Annotated in this window: 15 protein-coding genes; 12 read left to right on the forward strand and 3 right to left on the reverse strand. The window is 77.4% G+C overall.

The genetic code is table 11. The annotated features are described in order from the left end of the window. Nucleotides 1–33 precede the first annotated feature (33 nt). The 12 genes from OF117_RS16785 to OF117_RS16840 all read left to right on the forward strand — a co-directional run bounded on the left by OF117_RS16785 (nucleotide 34) and on the right by OF117_RS16840 (nucleotide 12678). The gene (locus OF117_RS16785) at nucleotides 34–2097 is read left to right on the forward strand and encodes a putative cobaltochelatase (RefSeq protein WP_263553992.1); all 2064 of its coding nucleotides are present in this window, start codon (nucleotides 34–36) and stop codon (nucleotides 2095–2097) included. Between the two features lie 76 nt (nucleotides 2098–2173). Further along, nucleotides 2174–2788: a cob(I)yrinic acid a,c-diamide adenosyltransferase gene (cobO, locus tag OF117_RS16790; RefSeq protein WP_263553993.1), complete on the forward strand. Its 615-nt coding sequence runs from the start codon at nucleotides 2174–2176 to the stop codon at nucleotides 2786–2788. Nucleotides 2789–2885: 97 nt separating this feature from the next. Continuing rightward, complete coding sequence (locus tag OF117_RS16795; RefSeq protein ID WP_263553994.1) at nucleotides 2886–4289, forward strand: cobyrinate a,c-diamide synthase; 1404 nt, start codon at nucleotides 2886–2888, stop codon at nucleotides 4287–4289. Beyond that, complete coding sequence (locus OF117_RS16800) at nucleotides 4276–4968, forward strand: energy-coupling factor ABC transporter permease (protein WP_263553995.1); 693 nt, start codon at nucleotides 4276–4278, stop codon at nucleotides 4966–4968. The genes OF117_RS16795 and OF117_RS16800 overlap by 14 nt, the downstream gene beginning before the upstream one ends. Further along, entirely contained in the window at nucleotides 4965–5279 is a 315-nt protein-coding gene (locus tag OF117_RS16805; RefSeq protein WP_263553996.1) for an energy-coupling factor ABC transporter substrate-binding protein, read from the forward strand. The genes OF117_RS16800 and OF117_RS16805 overlap by 4 nt, the downstream gene beginning before the upstream one ends. A gap of 10 nt (nucleotides 5280–5289) precedes the next feature. Continuing rightward, nucleotides 5290–6024 carry a cobalt ECF transporter T component CbiQ gene (gene cbiQ, locus OF117_RS16810; RefSeq protein ID WP_263553997.1) on the forward strand — a complete coding sequence of 245 codons (735 nt, stop codon included), beginning with the start codon at nucleotides 5290–5292 and terminating at the stop codon, nucleotides 6022–6024. Next, on the forward strand, nucleotides 6021–6866 hold the full coding sequence (locus tag OF117_RS16815) for an energy-coupling factor ABC transporter ATP-binding protein (protein ID WP_263553998.1): 846 nt from the start codon (nucleotides 6021–6023) through the stop codon (nucleotides 6864–6866). Before cbiQ ends, OF117_RS16815 begins: the two co-directional genes overlap by 4 nt. Next, complete coding sequence (gene cobC / locus OF117_RS16820) at nucleotides 6863–8386, forward strand: Rv2231c family pyridoxal phosphate-dependent protein CobC (protein ID WP_263553999.1); 1524 nt, start codon at nucleotides 6863–6865, stop codon at nucleotides 8384–8386. The genes OF117_RS16815 and cobC overlap by 4 nt, the downstream gene beginning before the upstream one ends. Before the next feature lie 44 nt (nucleotides 8387–8430). After that, the gene (gene cobT / locus OF117_RS16825; RefSeq protein WP_263554113.1) at nucleotides 8431–9474 is read left to right on the forward strand and encodes a nicotinate-nucleotide--dimethylbenzimidazole phosphoribosyltransferase; all 1044 of its coding nucleotides are present in this window, start codon (nucleotides 8431–8433) and stop codon (nucleotides 9472–9474) included. 43 nt (nucleotides 9475–9517) lie between these two features. Then, complete coding sequence (gene cobA / locus OF117_RS16830; RefSeq protein ID WP_263554000.1) at nucleotides 9518–10780, forward strand: uroporphyrinogen-III C-methyltransferase; 1263 nt, start codon at nucleotides 9518–9520, stop codon at nucleotides 10778–10780. Between the two features lie 96 nt (nucleotides 10781–10876). Beyond that, nucleotides 10877–11800 (forward strand): ABC transporter ATP-binding protein, encoded by a 924-nt coding sequence (locus OF117_RS16835; RefSeq protein ID WP_263554001.1) that lies wholly within the window; start codon nucleotides 10877–10879, stop codon nucleotides 11798–11800. Continuing rightward, nucleotides 11797–12678 (forward strand): ABC transporter permease, encoded by an 882-nt coding sequence (locus tag OF117_RS16840; RefSeq protein ID WP_263554002.1) that lies wholly within the window; start codon nucleotides 11797–11799, stop codon nucleotides 12676–12678. The genes OF117_RS16835 and OF117_RS16840 overlap by 4 nt, the downstream gene beginning before the upstream one ends. On the opposite strand, the gene OF117_RS16845 is transcribed toward OF117_RS16840, so the two are convergent. The 3 genes from OF117_RS16845 to soxR form a co-directional block, all read right to left on the reverse strand. Continuing rightward, nucleotides 12671–13333 (reverse strand): hypothetical protein, encoded by a 663-nt coding sequence (locus OF117_RS16845; RefSeq protein ID WP_263554003.1) that lies wholly within the window; start codon nucleotides 13331–13333, stop codon nucleotides 12671–12673. The two genes, OF117_RS16840 and OF117_RS16845, sit on opposite strands and share 8 nt — an antisense overlap. 12 nt (nucleotides 13334–13345) lie before the next feature. Then, nucleotides 13346–14197 carry a 4,5-DOPA dioxygenase extradiol gene (gene ygiD, locus OF117_RS16850; protein ID WP_263554004.1) on the reverse strand — a complete coding sequence of 284 codons (852 nt, stop codon included), beginning with the start codon at nucleotides 14195–14197 and terminating at the stop codon, nucleotides 13346–13348. A 105-nt stretch (nucleotides 14198–14302) separates the two neighbouring features. After that, nucleotides 14303–14770 (reverse strand): redox-sensitive transcriptional activator SoxR, encoded by a 468-nt coding sequence (gene soxR / locus OF117_RS16855; protein WP_263554005.1) that lies wholly within the window; start codon nucleotides 14768–14770, stop codon nucleotides 14303–14305. Nucleotides 14771–14776 lie beyond the last annotated feature (6 nt).

Genomic DNA, 14776 nt, shown 5'->3' on the forward strand with positions numbered 1-14776 from the left:
GGAGAGGACGAGTGCCATGCGCTCCGAGGTCGGTTGACCTATCCCTTCGGCGCGGTCGTCGGCATGGCCGACATGCGCCTGGCCCTGTTGCTCAACGCGGTCTCCCCCGCCATCGGCGGCGTGCTGGTGCGCGGCGAGAAGGGCACCGCGAAGTCGACCGCCGTCCGGGCGCTGGCCGCCGTCCTGCCGCCGGTCGACGTCGTCACCGGCTGCCGGTTCGCCTGCGACCCGGCCGCGCCCGACCTGGCCTGCCCCGACGGGCCGCACGATGCCGGCGCGCCCGGCGCGCGGCGGCCGGCCCGGCTGGTCGAGCTGCCGGTCGGCGCGTCGGAGGACCGGGTCGTCGGCTCCCTGGACCTCGAGCGGGCGCTCACCGAGGGGGTGAAGGCGTTCGAGCCCGGCCTGCTGGCCGCCGCGCACCGCGGGGTGCTCTACGTCGACGAGGTCAACCTGCTGCACGACCACCTGGTCGACCTGCTGCTCGACGCCGCCGCGCTGGGCACCGCCTACGTCGAGCGCGAGGGTGTCTCGGTGCGGCACGCGGCCCGCTTCCTGCTGGTCGGCACGATGAACCCCGAGGAGGGCGAGCTGCGGCCGCAGCTGCTCGACCGGTTCGGGCTGACCGTCGAGGTGGCAGCGCCCCGCGAGCCGGCCGAGCGCGCCGAGGTGGTGCGCCGCCGGTTCGCCTTCGATGCAGACCCCGTCGGCTTCGCCGCGTCCTGGGCGGACGAGGAGGCCGCGCTGGCCGGGCGGATCGCGGCGTCGCGGGCCCGGCTGCCCCACGTGGTCCTCGGCGACGACGCGCTGCGCCAGGTCACCGCGGTCTGCGCCGCCTTCGACGTCGACGGGCTGCGCGCCGACCTGGTCACCGCCCGGGCGGCGGTGGCGCACGCGGCGTGGTCCGGCCGCGACCAGGTGACCGAGGACGACGTCCGCGTCGCCGCGCGCCTGGCCCTGCCGCACCGCCGCCGGCGCAACCCCTTCGACGCCCCCGGCCTGGACGACGACACGCTGGAGCAGGCGCTCGCCGACGCCCGCCCACCGGAGGGCCCGCCGGAGCCCCCCGACGACGGCGGCCCGGGCAGCGGCGGCCCGGACGGCGGCGGCACCCCGCCCCCACCCGACCAGGGCATAGGAAGCTATGCCGACGATCCGGCGCCCGGGACGCAGGCAAAGCCTCCTATGCCGCCTCCTACGCCGCCTCCTGTGCCGCGTGAGGACATGCCGCGTGAGGACGGCGGAGGCTCGGGCACGCCGGCGGTGGAGCGGGCCGCGGTCGCGCCGTCCGACCCGTTCCGCGCTCGCCGGCTGGAGGTCCCGGGGATCGGCGCCGGCGCGGCCGGCCGCCGGTCACGTGCCCGCAGCGAGCGCGGCCGGGTCGTCGGCTCCCGCCGTCCGCAGGGCACCGTGACCAAGCTGCACCTCACCGACACCGTGCGCGCCGCCGCCCCGCACCAGCGGGCGCGCGGCCGCACCGGCGGCGGGCTGCGCCTGGACCGCGACGACCTCCGGCAGGCCACGCTCGAGGGCCGGGAGGGCAACCTGGTGCTGTTCGTCGTCGACGCCAGCGGCTCGATGGGCTCGCGGCAGCGGATGGCCGCGGTGAAGGGCGCCGTCCTGTCGCTGCTGCTCGACGCCTACCAGCGTCGCGACAAGGTCGGGCTGGCCACCTTCCGCGGGGCGGACGCCGAGCTGGCGCTGCCGCCGACCTGGTCGGTCGAGGCCGCCGCGGCCCGGCTGCGCGAGCTGCCCACCGGCGGGCGGACGCCGCTCGCCGCGGGACTGCTCCGCGCGCACGAGACCGTCCGGGTCGAGCGCGTGCGCGATCCCCGGCGGCGCCCGCTGCTGGTCGTGGTCACCGACGGCCGCGCGACCGGCGTCCGCGGCGGGGACCACGTCGGGCGTGCGCACGCGGCCGCCGGGCTGCTCGCCGCGGAGGGCACGGCGAGCGTGGTGGTCGACTGCGAGAGCGGACCCGTGCGCCTCGGCCTGGCCGGCGCCCTCGGCGCGCACCTCGGAGCCGACGTGCTGCGGCTCGAGGAGCTGGCGGCCGACGCGCTCGCCGCCACGGTCCGCGCGGCACGGGAGGCGGCCTAGTGGACGGGCGGGCGAGCTCCCCGACCGGCACCGCGCCCGCGGGCACCCCGCGCCCGAGCGCCGGCGAGGAGGACTAGTGCCCAAGGGTCAGGTCGCCGTCGTCCCGCAGGACGGGCTGACCACCAGGCAGCGGCGCAACCGCCCCCTGCTCGCGGTGCACACCGGCGAGATGAAGGGCAAGTCGACCGCCGCGTTCGGCATGGCGATGCGGGCCTGGACGCAGGGCTGGCCGATCGCGGTCTACCAGTTCGTCAAGAGCGCGAAGTGGAAGGTGGGCGAGGAGACCGCGCTGACCGCGCTCGGCCGGCTGCACGAGCAGACCGGCGAGGGCGGGCCGGTCGTCTGGCACAAGATGGGCAGCGGCTGGAGCTGGTCGCGCCGCCAGGGCACCGAGGTCGACCACGCCGCCGACGCCGCCGAGGGCTGGGCGCAGATCAAGCGCGACCTGGCCGCCGAGGCGCACCGCTTCTACGTGCTCGACGAGTTCACCTACCCGATCACCTGGGGCTGGGTGGACGTCGACGACGTCGTCGCGACGCTGGCCGCCCGGCCCGGCACGCAGCACGTCGTCGTCACCGGCCGCGACGCCCACCCGAAGCTGGTCGAGGCCGCCGACCTCGTCGTCGAGATGACCAAGGTCAAGCACCCGATGGACGCCGGCCAGAAGGGCCAGCGGGGGATCGAGTGGTGAGCGCGGCGCCGGCCCCCAAGGGAGTTGATCATCGTCGGATCGCGGTCGACTCGCCGGTGGGCCCCAGCCATCCGACGATGATCAACTGGGTGGTGCGGTGAGCGTCACCCTGCCGCGGGTGGTGCTCGCGGCGCCGTCGAGCGGGGCCGGCAAGACCTCGATCGCCACCGGCCTGATCGCCGCGCTCACCGCCAGCGGGCTCGCCGTCTCCCCGCACAAGGTCGGCCCCGACTACATCGACCCCGGCTACCACGCGCTCGCCGCCGGGCGGCCCGGCCGCAACCTCGACCCGTGGCTGGTCGGCGAGGAGCGCGTCGTCCCGCTGCTGCTGCACGGCGCCCGGACGCCGCGTCCCGCCGACGTCGCCGTCGTCGAGGGCGTGATGGGCCTGTTCGACGGCGCCAGCCACCCCTCCGTGGCGCCCGGCTTCGGCTCCACCGCGCACGTCGCCGCGCTGGTGCGGGCGCCGGTCGTGCTGGTCGTCGACGCCGCCGCACAGGCCCGCAGCGTCGCCGCGCTGGTGCACGGGTTCGCCACCTTCGACCCGTCGGTCCGGATCGGCGGCGTCGTGCTCAACCGGGTCGGCAGCGACCGGCACGAGGCGATCCTCCGCGAGGCGCTGGGCGCCGCCGGCGTCCCGGTGCTCGGCGCGGTGCGCCGGCTCGACGCCCTGCGCACCCCCTCCCGGCACCTGGGCCTGGTGCCGACCGCCGAGCGCTCGGCCGAGGCGGTCGCCACCGTGCGCCGGCTCGGTGCGGTGGTCGCCGGCTCGGTCGACCTGGACGCCGTCCTGCGCCTCGCCCGCTCCGCGCCCGACCTCCATGGGCGCCCCTGGGACCCGGTGGAGGAGGTGACCGCCATACCCGGCCGGCCGCGGATCGCGGTCGCCGGCGGGCCGGCCTTCACCTTCGGCTATGCGGAGAACGCCGAACTGCTGACCGCCGCCGGCGCCGAGGTCGTGACCGTCGACCCGCTGCGCGACGAGGCGCTGCCCGACCGCACGGCCGGGCTCGTCGTCGGCGGCGGCTTCCCCGAGGTGCACGCGGCGGAGCTGTCGGCCAACGGGGCGTTGCGGGCCGACGTCGCCGCGCTGGCCGCCCGCGGCGGACCGGTCGCGGCCGAGTGCGCCGGGCTGCTGTACCTGTCCCGCGAGCTCGACGGCCACCCCATGTGCGGCGTCGTCGGCACCCGGACGGCGATGGCACCGACGCTCACCCTCGGCTACCGCGCGGCCGTGGCGCCCGCCGGCTCGGTGCTCGCCGCGGCCGGCACCCGGGTCCGCGGGCACGAGTTCCACCGCACGCACGCCGAGCCGGGCGCCGGCACCGTGCCGGCCTGGCAGTGGTCGGCCACCGGCCCCGAGGGCTTCGTGCAGGGCGGCGTGCACGCCTCCTACCTGCACCTGCACTGGGCGGGCGCCCCGGAGCTCGCCGGACGCTTCGCCACCGCCTGCGCGGCCACCCGCCGCCCCGTCCCCGAGGAGACCCGTGCACATCGCTGAGGGCTTCCTGCCGCCCGCGCACGCCGTCGGCTGGACCGTCGCCGCCGCACCCTTCGTCCTGCACGGCGCCCGGGCGGTGGTGCGGGAGGTCCGCGAGCGCCCCGAGTCGACGCTGCTGCTCGGCGCGGCCGGCGCGTTCACCTTCGTGCTGAGCGCGATCAAGCTGCCGTCGGTCACCGGGAGCTCCAGCCACCCGACGGGCACCGGCCCCGGGGCGATCCTCTTCCGACCACCCGTGATGGCGCTGCTGGGCACCGTCGTCCTGCTGTTCCAGGCTCTGCTGCTGGCGCACGGCGGGCTGACCACGCTGGGTGCCAACGCCGTCGCCTTCGCCGTCGTCGGCCCGTGGGTCGGGTACGGCGCCTACCGGCTGGTCCGCGGACTGGGCGCCGGGCTGCTGCCGGCGGTCTTCGCCGGTGTCGCGCTGGCCGACCTGGCCACCTACGTCACGACGTCGCTGCAGCTGGCGCTCGCCTTCCCGGACGCGAGCACCGGCTTCGCCGGCGCGGTCGCCAAGTTCCTCGGCGTCTTCGCGATCACCCAGGTGCCGCTCGCCCTCGCCGAGGGACTGCTCGGCGTGCTGCTGTTCCGGGCGCTCACCGCCAACGCCCGCCCCGAGCTCGAGCGGCTCGGCGTGCTGCGCCGTGAGCCCGCCGTCCCCGCCGGGGGTGCCGCGTGACCCGCCGCTCGCTGGTGACCGCCCTGCTCGTGCTCGCGGTGGTGGCGCTGGTCGCCGTCCCGCTGGTCGCCGCCTCCGGAGACTTCGGCGGCACCGACGGTGCCGCCACCGAGGCGATCGAGGCGGAGGGCTACACGCCCTGGTTCGACTCGGTGTTCAGCCCGTCCGGCGAGGTCGAGTCCGGCCTGTTCGCGCTGCAGGCGGCGCTGGGTGCCGGCGTGCTCGGCTACGTGCTCGGCCGGCTGCACGGCCGGCGGCAGGCCGCCCGGACCCCGGCGGCGACGGCGGCGCCGGACGACGGACCCCGGTGAGCGCGCCCCGGTGAGCCTGGCCATCGACGACGCGGCCTGGGCCAGCGCCTGGCGGCGCCGCTCCCCCGCCGACAAGCTGCTGCTCTGCGGCGGCCTGGTCGGCTGCGCGCTCGTCCTGCCCGCGTGGCCGGGGAGCGTGCTGGTGGCGCTGGCCGCCGTCGTCCTCGCCCTCGGCCCCGCCCGGGTGCCGGCGCGCACCTTCGCCCGGGCGGTGCGCTGGCCGCTGGCGTTCGTCGTCGTCGGCGCACTGACCGCGGTGGTCACCGTCGACGGCGGCGGCCTGGGCTGGACGCCCGACGCCCCGGCCCGCGCCGGGTCGCTGGTCGGGCACGCGGTGGCCGGTGGCGCGGCCGTGCTGCTGCTGGCCACCACGACACCCATGTCGGACCTGCTGCCCGCGCTGCAGCGGCTGCGCGTGCCGGCCGCGGTCACCGAGGTCGCCTCGGTGACCTACCGGCTGCTGTTCCTGCTGCTCGACGGCCTGCGCACGATCCGCGAGGCGCAGGCGGCGCGGATGGGCCACTCGTCGACCCGGCGGTCGCTGCGCTCGTCCGGGGTGCTCGCCGCTGCCGTGCTCACCCGCTCCTGGGACCGGGCCCGCCGCCTGCAGGAGGGCCTGGCCGGGCGGGGCATGGAGACCGGCCTGCGCGTGCTGCCCGAGGCGCTGCCGTCGTCCCGGCGCTTCGTCGCCGCGACGCTCGCCGGCCTGACCGGGCTCGTCGCCGTGAGCCTGGCGGTGGCATGAGCCACCGGACACTGGCCGCGCACGGCCTCGTCGTCGGCTACGGGCCCGGCCCGAGGGTGCTCGACGGCGCCACGCTCACCGTGCCGGCCGGACGGCGGTTGGCGCTGCTCGGGGCCAACGGGTCGGGCAAGACGACGCTGCTGCGCTGCCTGTCCGGCGCGCTGCGACCCGGCGCCGGGCAGGTGACGGTCGACGACACCCGCCTCGAGCACACCCGGCGGGGTCTGCGCGCGCACCGCCAGGAGGTGCAGCTGGTCCTGCAGGACCCCGATGACCAGCTGTTCAGCGCCTCGGTGGCGCAGGACGTCTCGTTCGGTCCGCTCAACCTGGGGCTGCCCGAGGACGCCGTGCGGGCGCGCGTCGATGAGGCGCTGCGGCTGCTCGGCGTCGCGCACCTCGCCGGCCGGCCGGTGCACCAGCTCTCGTACGGCGAGCGCAAACGGGTGGCCATCGCCGGCGCGGTCGCGATGCGGCCCTGCGTGCTGCTGCTCGACGAGCCGACCGCCGGGCTCGACCCCACCGCCGTCGCCGAGGCGCTGGCGGCCGTCGACCGGCTGCAGCAGCACGGGTCGACCGTGGTGATGAGCACGCACGACGTCGACCTGGCGCTGCGCTGGGCCGACGAGGTGGCCGTGGTCGTCGACCGGGCCGTCGTCCAGGGCCGGCCCGCCGCGGTGCTCGGCGACGGCGAACTGCTTGCCCGCGCCCGTCTCGACCGCCCCTGGGCGCTGACGGTCGGCGCCCGGCTGCGCGCGCTGGGCCTGCTCCCGGACGGCGCGCTGCCGCGCGACGCCGACGCCCTGCTCGCCGCGCTGCCCGAGCGGCCCGGGGTCCCGACGTGACACCGCCGGCGCGCGGTGTCAGCGTGGGCGTCGGCGCGGTCGCCGGGGTCTCCGCCGACGAGGTGCTGGCCGCGGTCGACACGGTGCTCCCACCCGGCGCGGCGGACGTGCGGCTGGCCACCCTGGCGGCACGAGCGGCCGAACCCGGCTTGCGCGGTGCCGCTGCGGCCCGCGGCTGGCCGCTGACCGGCTACACCGCGGCCGAGCTGGCCCCGGTGGCGGTGCCGGCGCCGTCCGCGCGGGTCGCGGAGCACGTCGGCACCGGCTCGGTGGCCGAAGCGGCCGCGCTCCTGGACCGGACGGCGCTGGACGGCGCCGGCGAGCTCGTCGTCGGCAAGACCGTGCTCGGGCGGGTCACCGTGGCGGTCGCGAGGGAAGCACCGTTGTCCGCGGCGGATGGGGGGCCGGAGGCCCTCCGGACGGCGGGGACACCCTCGCTCCACCACCACGGTGACGACGAGCTGGCGCCCGGCCTCGTCGACCTCGCCGTCAACGTGCGTGCCGGCACGCCGCCACCGTGGCTGCGGACTGTGCTACGCGACGCGGTCGACGCGAGCTCGGCCTATCCCGACACGCGGCCCGCTCGCGCCGCAGTGGCCGCCGCGCACGGCCGCGATCCGGCGGACGTGCTGCTCACCGCCGGGGCGGCCGAGGCGTTCGTGCTGGTCGCGCGGGCGCTGGCGCCCCGGCGCGCGGTCGTCGTCCACCCGTCGTTCACCGAGCCGGAGGCCGCCCTGCGGGCGGCCGGGCACCCGGTCGAGCAACTGGTGCTGCGATCCGGCGACGGCTACCGGCTGGACCCGGCGGCGGTGCCGGACGACGCCGACCTGGTCGTGCTCGGCAACCCGACCAACCCCACCTCGGTGCTGCACCCGGCCGCCGACGTCGCCGCGCTCGCCCGCCCCGGCCGGGTGCTGCTGGTCGACGAGGCGTTCGCCGACACGGTGCCCGGCGAGCCGGGGTCGCTGGCCGGGCGGACCGACCTGCCCGGGCTGCTCGTGGTGCGCAGTCTGACCAAGACGTGGGGGCTGGCCGGCCTGCGGGTCGGCTACGCGCTCGGCCCGGCCGGCCTGGTCGCCGCGCTGGCCGCCCAGCAGCCGCACTGGCCGGTGTCGACCCCCGCGCTGGCTGCGCTGACGGCCTGCACGACCCCGGCCGCGCGGGCCGAGGCGGACGCGGCCGCACGCGAGCTGGCCCGCCACCGCGCCGCGCTGCTGGCCGCGCTGCCGGCCGGCGTGGAGGCGGTCGGCACCCCCCGCGCGTCGTTCGTCCTGCTGCGCGTCCCCGACGGCGCCCGGGTGCGCGCCGCGCTGCGCGACCGGGGCTGGGCGGTGCGCCGGGGCGACACCTTCCCCGGGCTGTCCGCCGACCACCTCCGGGTGGCCGTGCGCGACCCGGCGACCTCCCGTGCATTCGCCGCCGACCTCGCTGGGATCATGGCCGCCGTCGCCCCGACGACACCGCCCGCCCCGGCACCGGCGCCGCAGGTCGTGTCCGACCGCCTCGAGGAGATCCGCTGAGCACCGACCGCACCCCCTTCGCCGGCACCCTGCTGGGCGAGACGATCGCCGCCGTCCGACCCCGCGACGCCGCGGCCGAGCTGGCCGCCCGCGAACGGCTGGACCGGATGACCAAGCCGCCGGGCTCTCTCGGCGCGCTGGAGGACGTCGCCGCGCAGCTGGCCGGCATCGCGGGAAGCTGCCCCGCGCCGCTGCCGACGCCCGCCACCGTTGCCGTCTTCGCCGGTGACCACGGGGTGCACGCCCAGGGCGTGACGCCGTGGCCGCAGGAGGTGACCGCGCAGATGGTGGCCAACTTCCTGGCCGGCGGGGCGGTGGTCAACGCGTTCGCCGCCGGGGTGCGGGCCGAGGTGGTCGTGGTCGACGTCGGCGTGGCCACGCCGCTCGAGCCGGCACCCGGCCTGCTCGAGCGCACGGTGCGCCGGGGCACCGCCGATCTGTCCACCGGCCCGGCGATGACCCTCGACGAGGCCCGCCGGGCCGTCGAGGCGGGCGTGCAGGTGGCGTGGGAGCTCGCCGGCACCGCCGGCTGCCTGGTCACCGGCGACATGGGCATCGCGAACACGACGCCGTCGGCCGCACTGGTGTGCGCGTTCACCGGCGCCGACGCGGCCGCGGCCACCGGCCGCGGCGCCGGGATCGACCAGGCGATGCTGCGGCACAAGGTCGACGTGGTGCGCCGCGCGGTCGCCCGGCTGCCCCGGCGTCCGGCGACCCCGGACGACGCGCTGGCCGCACTGGCCGAGGTCGGCGGGTTGGAGCACGCGGCGATCGCCGGCTTCGTGCTCGGTGCCGCCGCCGCCCGGACGCCGGTGCTGCTCGACGGCGTCATCGCCGGCTCCGCCGCCCTGGTCGCGGCCGCGCTGTGCCCGACGGCGATCGAGCACGTGATCGCCGGCCACTCGTCGGCCGAACCCGGGCACGCGCTGGCCCTGGCCCACCTGGGCCTGCGCCCGCTGCTGGGCCTGGACCTGCGGCTCGGCGAGGGAACCGGCGCGCTGCTGGCGCTGCCCCTGGTGACCAGCGCGGCGCGCGCGCTGCGGGACGTGGCCACCTTCGACTCCGCCGGTGTGACCGAGAAGAACTGATGAGTGCGCCGAGCGCGTCCGGTTCCCCGGCGGAGCCGTGCTGATGCCCGAGACGCCGGTCGACCCGAGCACGGGCGTGGTCTACCCGGTCGGCCTGCGGCTGCTCGACCGCCGGGTGGTCGTGGTCGGCGGCGGGCAGGTCGCCCACCGGCGGGTGGCCGGGCTGGTGGAGGCCCGCGCGCGGGTGACCGTGGTCAGCCCCGAAGTGACACCGGCGCTGGAGGCGCTGGTGGCGCCGGGCTCGGTCACCTGGCTGGCCCGCCGCTACCGGCCCGGAGACCTGGACGGCGCCTGGTACGCCGTGGCCGCCACCGACGACCCCGAGGTCAACGCCGCCGTCGCCGAGGAGGCCGAGGCGGCCCGGATCTTCTGCGCCCGCGCCGACGACCGCGCCGCCTCCAGCGTGTGGACGCCGGCGGTGGGGCGGCAGGGCGACCTCGTCGTCGGCGTGCACGGCGGTGGCGACCCGCAGCGGGCCGTCGGCGTCCGCGACGCGGTCGTCGCCGGGCTGACCGACGGCTCCATCCGCGACCGGGCCGCCCGCCCCGCGGGCGGCGGCGTGCGGCCCGGCAGCGTGGTGCTGGTCGGCGGCGGCCCCGGCGACCCCGGGCTGATCACCGTGCGGGGGCAGCAGGCGGTGGCGCAGGCCGACGTGGTGGTCGCCGACCACCTCGCCCCGCAGTCGCTGCTGGCCTCGCTGCCGGCCGACGTGGAGGTCATCGACGCCTCCAAGCTGCCCCGCGGCCGGTCGATGGCCCAGGAGGTGATCAACGCGCTGCTGGTCGAGCGGGCGCTGGCCGGGCAGCGGGTGGTGCGGCTCAAGGGCGGCGACCCGTTCGTCTTCGGCCGCGGCATGGAGGAGCTGGAGGCCTGCGCGGCGGCGGGCGTGCCCGTCGAGGTGGTCCCCGGGGTGACCAGCGCGATCGCCGTCCCCGCGCTGGCCGGTGTCCCGGTGACCCACCGCGGCATGACGCACGAGTTCGTCGTCGTGTCCGGGCACCTGCCGCCAGGCCACCCGCAGTCGCTGGTCGACTGGTCCGCCCTCGGCCGGCTGCGCGGCACCGTCGTCGTCCTGATGGGCGTGGAGACGGCGGGCGCCATCGCCGCCGCCCTGGTCGAGCACGGCCGCGCCCCGGACACCCCCGTGGCCGTGGTGACCGACGGGTCGACGGCGACGCAGCGCCTGGTGCGGACGACGCTGGTCGACCTCGCGCGCACGATCGCCGACGAGGGCGTCCGGCCCCCCGCGGTGTGGGTGGTCGGCGACGTCGTCGGCCTCACCGCCGCGGCGGGCACGGCTCGCTGACCCCCGGCGCCGGCGCCCACCCGGGAAACGCCGTGGACCGATCCGGCCTCCCGACCTAGGGTCGGCTCGCCGGCGCGGCGGGGAGGCGGGGGCAGCGTGGACGACGCAGCGGACGCCGTGGTCGCGGTCCGCGACCTGCGGATGACCTACGGGACCACCGAGGTGCTGACCGGCGTCGACTTCGACGTCCGGGCGGGCGAGGTCGTCTGCCTGCTCGGCCCCAACGGTGCGGGCAAGACGACGACGATCGAGATCCTCGAGGGCTTCCGGCTCCGGTCGGCCGGATCGGTGCGGGTGCTCGGGGTCGACCCGGCGCACGCGGACGAGGCGTGGCGGGCGCGCGTCGGCGTCGTCCTGCAGTCGTGGCGGGACCACCCCCGGTGGACGCCGCGGCGGCTGCTCACCCAGCTGGGCGGTTACTTCGCGCCGTACGCCACGCCGGAGCGCAGCCGGCCGCACGACGTCGAACGGCTGCTGGCCACGGTGGGGCTCACCCGGCACGCCGACCGCAAGATCGCCACGCTGTCCGGTGGCCAGCGACGGCGGCTCGACGTGGCCGTGGGCATCGTCGGCCGGCCCGAGCTGCTCTTCCTCGACGAGCCCACCGCGGGCTTCGACCCGCTGGCGCGGCGGGACTTCCACGAGCTGGTGCTGCGGCTGGCCGATCTCGAGGGCACGACGATCCTGCTCACGACGCACGACCTCGCCGAGGCCGAGCGGCTGGCCGACCGCATCCTCGTCCTGGCCGCGGGCCGCATCGTCGCCGACGGCACCGCCGCCGAGCTCACCCGGCAGGTGGCGGGCACCAGCGAGGTGCGCTGGTCGGTCGAGGGGCGGCGGCAGTCCGCGTCGACCGACGACGCGACGGCTTTCGTCCGCCGGCTGTTCGAGCGGCACGGGGACGCGCTCGGCGACCTGGAGGTCCGCCGGGCCAGCCTCGAGGACACCTACCTGGCGATGGTCGCGCGCTTCGAGGCCGGCGACCGGACGGCGGCCGACCTCGAGGAGGTGCTGCGATGACGGCGGTCCCGGGGCGCGCCCCGGCGCACGCCACCCGGAACGCCCTCCGGCTCGGGGCGCTCCGCGGCTGGACGGAGTTCGTGCAGAGCCTGCGCAGCACCCAGGACCAGGGTTTCTACGTCTTCATGGGCGTCGCCTCGCTGGCCTACCTGTGGTTCACCCGGAACGGCGAGGTGGAGGGCACCGACCTGTCGATGCCCACGGTGGCGATGCCCAGCCTGCTCGGCGCCCTGCTCGCCTTCGGGGTGGTGATCGGCCCGGCGTACGCGCTGGCGATGGAGCGCGAGGACGGCACCCTGCTCCGGCACAAGTCGGTGCCGCACGGGATGCAGGGCTACGTCACCGGCCAGGTCGTGTTCCACTCGCTGGGCCTCGTGCCGCTCCTGGCGGTGCTCCTGCTCCCGAGCCTGGTCCTGTTCGACGGGCTGATGAGCAACGGGGCGGCCGGCTGGCTGACCGTCGGCTGGGTGCTGGTGCTCGGCCTGCTGGCCACGCTGCCGCTGGGCATGGTCCTCGGTGCTGTCGTGCCGAGCACGCAGAAGGTGGGCACCTGGGGCATGCTGCCGGTGATGGCGATCACCGCCATCTCGGGCATCTTCTTCCCGATCCAGGCCCTGTGGGGCTGGGTGCAGGCGGTCGCGCAGGTCTTCCCGACGTACTGGATCGGCCTGGGCATGCGCTCGGCGTTCCTGCCGCCGGAGGCCGCGGTGGTCGAGCTCGGCGGCTCCTTCCGCACCGGCTGGACCGTGCTCGTGCTGGCCGCCTGGGCGGTGGTCGGCCTCGCCCTCGCCCCCCGGGTGCTGCGCCGGATGGCCCGGCGGACGTCGGGCTCGCAGGTGCAGGCGGCCCGCGACGCCGCGCTGCAGTGGGTCAGGTGACCAGCCGCCACATGGCAAGCTCGCGGTCGTGGGCCTGCAGCCGGCCGACCGCCTGCTCGAGCGTGCGGCCCTCCACCAGTTCGTAGAACAGGAAGACCGGGGCGAAGAGGCTGGCGTAGCCGAACGGGCCGCCCGCGGGGGCCACGTAGGCCGCCGCCCCGCAGTCGAGCACCGCCCGCGCCAGGTCCGGGTGGCCGGTGTCGCAGCCGGTGGCGATCACCGTCGCCCCGTCGAAGCGGGCGAACGACCGCAGGTCGGCCGGCCCGAGCCGGCCGTGGAACGGCTGCCAGCGCTCGACCTCCTCGGCCAGCTCGGGCAGCACGATCGCGCCCTCGTCCCCGTGGCAGGCCAGGACCACGTACGGGGCGCGCTCCCCGCCGGTCAGCGCGGCGACCAGGTGCCGTGCCTGGCCGATGGCCGTGCGGTCCACCCGGATGCCGAAGGCCTCCAGGGCGTCCCGGAGGACCGGCCCGTGCCCGGTGTCCACGTCGACGAGTTCGACCCGGGTCCACGCGGGGGCACCGGCCTGCACCTGCCGGATCCGGGACGGCCGCAGCGCGGCCAGCCAGGCCGCCTCGTCGTCCGGGCCACCACCGTCCGGGCCGCCAACGTGCGGGCCATCGCCGTCCGGGCCGCCGTCCGTCCCGCCGCGCATGCCGTCCTCCCGTCAGATGTTGGCGCCGTCCGGCGGCGGGTCCTCGGGCAGCGGCGCGGCGACGCCGCTGCCCTCCGGCTCCGGCGCCGGCAGCCCGACCGTGTACGCGGTCATCGACAGCGAGCCGTACGCGTAGCCGTCGACCAGCACGTCGACCGGCGCGCCGGTCGCCCCGGCCACGCCGGCCACGTAGAGCAGCGGCAGGAAGTGCTCGGGCGTCGGGACGGCGAGGTCGAAGTCGCGGTGCCCGTCGAGCCGGCCCACCTCGGTGGGCTCGGTGAGCATCAGCTCGCGGGCCTGCCCGTCGAAGCGCTGCGCCCAGTCGAACCCGGCGTCGGGCAACGCGCGGCTCACCCCGCCGAGGTTGTGCACGACGTTCCCGCTCCCGATCACCAGGACGCCGTTCTCGCGCAGCGGCGCCAGCGCCGCGCCGAGCTGCAGGTGGTAGTCGAACGGCTTGAGCGCGTTGATCGACAGCTGGACGACGGGGACGTCGGCGTCCGGGAAGGCGTGCACCAGCACCGACCAGGTGCCGTGGTCGATGCCCCAGCTGTCGACGTCGGCGCCCACCCAGGCCGGGTGCACGAGGTCGGCGATCTCCTCGTGCAGCTCGGGCAGCCCCGGAGGCGCGTAGTCGACCTCGAACAGCGCGCGCGGGAAGCCGTAGAAGTCGTGGATCGTGCGCGGCCGCGGCATCGCGGTCACCGCCGTCGCGTGCACGTACCAGTGCGCGGAGACGACGAGGACGGCCCGCGGGCGGGGCACCGAGCGGCCGAACGCCCGCCAGGCCTCGGTGTAGCGGTTGCGCTCGAGCGCGTTCATCGGGTTGCCGTGGCCGAAGAACGCGGCGGGCATGGGGGTCATGCGCTGCTCCTCCCGTCGGGCGGCACCTCGCTCCGGACCCCTCCTTCCCCGCCGCCGCGCCTTCTCACCCGCGATCGCGTCGTCAACCGGCGTCGGCCGCGGTGGTCAGCTCGCGTTGCTGGTGGGCGGCACCCGGCGCAGGGCGGGCGGCAGCCAGCGCGCCCCGGGGCCCTCCCGGCCGGCCACGTCGCCGGGGTTGGAGAGCCGGCACCGGCCCAGCGAGAGGCAGCCGCAGCCGATGCACGAGGTGAGCCCGTCGCGCAGCTGCACCAGCGCGGCGATCTGCTCGTCGAGCCGGTCCCGCCAGTCGCGCGACAGGCGGGCCCAGTCGCGCGCCGTCGGCGGGCGGCCGTCGGGCAGGGTCGCCAGCGCCGCCCGGATCTCGGCCAGCGACAGCCCGACGTTCTGCGCCGCCCGGACGAACGCCAGCCGCCGCAGGACGCCGCGCGGGTAACGGCGCGCCCCGCCGGGCGTCCGCGCGGGGGCGAGCAGGCCCTGCTGCTCGTAGTAGCGCAGCGCGGACGCCGCGACGCCGGACCTGGCGGCCACCTCGCCGATGGTGAGCGTGTCCACCGCGCA

This window comes from Geodermatophilus sp. YIM 151500 (assembly GCF_025716945.1).
Lineage (GTDB): Bacteria > Actinomycetota > Actinomycetes > Mycobacteriales > Geodermatophilaceae > YIM-151500.

Excerpts from the sequence above, each read along its gene's own strand:
- OF117_RS16815 (WP_263553998.1), top strand. The coding sequence starts at position 6,021 with ATGAGCCACCGGACACTGGCCGCGCACGGCCTCGTCGTCGGCTACGGG.
- cobA (WP_263554000.1), top strand. The coding sequence starts at position 9,518 with ATGCCCGAGACGCCGGTCGACCCGAGCACGGGCGTGGTCTACCCGGTC.
- OF117_RS16840 (WP_263554002.1), top strand. The coding sequence starts at position 11,797 with ATGACGGCGGTCCCGGGGCGCGCCCCGGCGCACGCCACCCGGAACGCC.
- OF117_RS16845 (WP_263554003.1), bottom strand. The coding sequence starts at position 13,333 with ATGCGCGGCGGGACGGACGGCGGCCCGGACGGCGATGGCCCGCACGTT.
- ygiD (WP_263554004.1), bottom strand. The coding sequence starts at position 14,197 with ATGACCCCCATGCCCGCCGCGTTCTTCGGCCACGGCAACCCGATGAAC.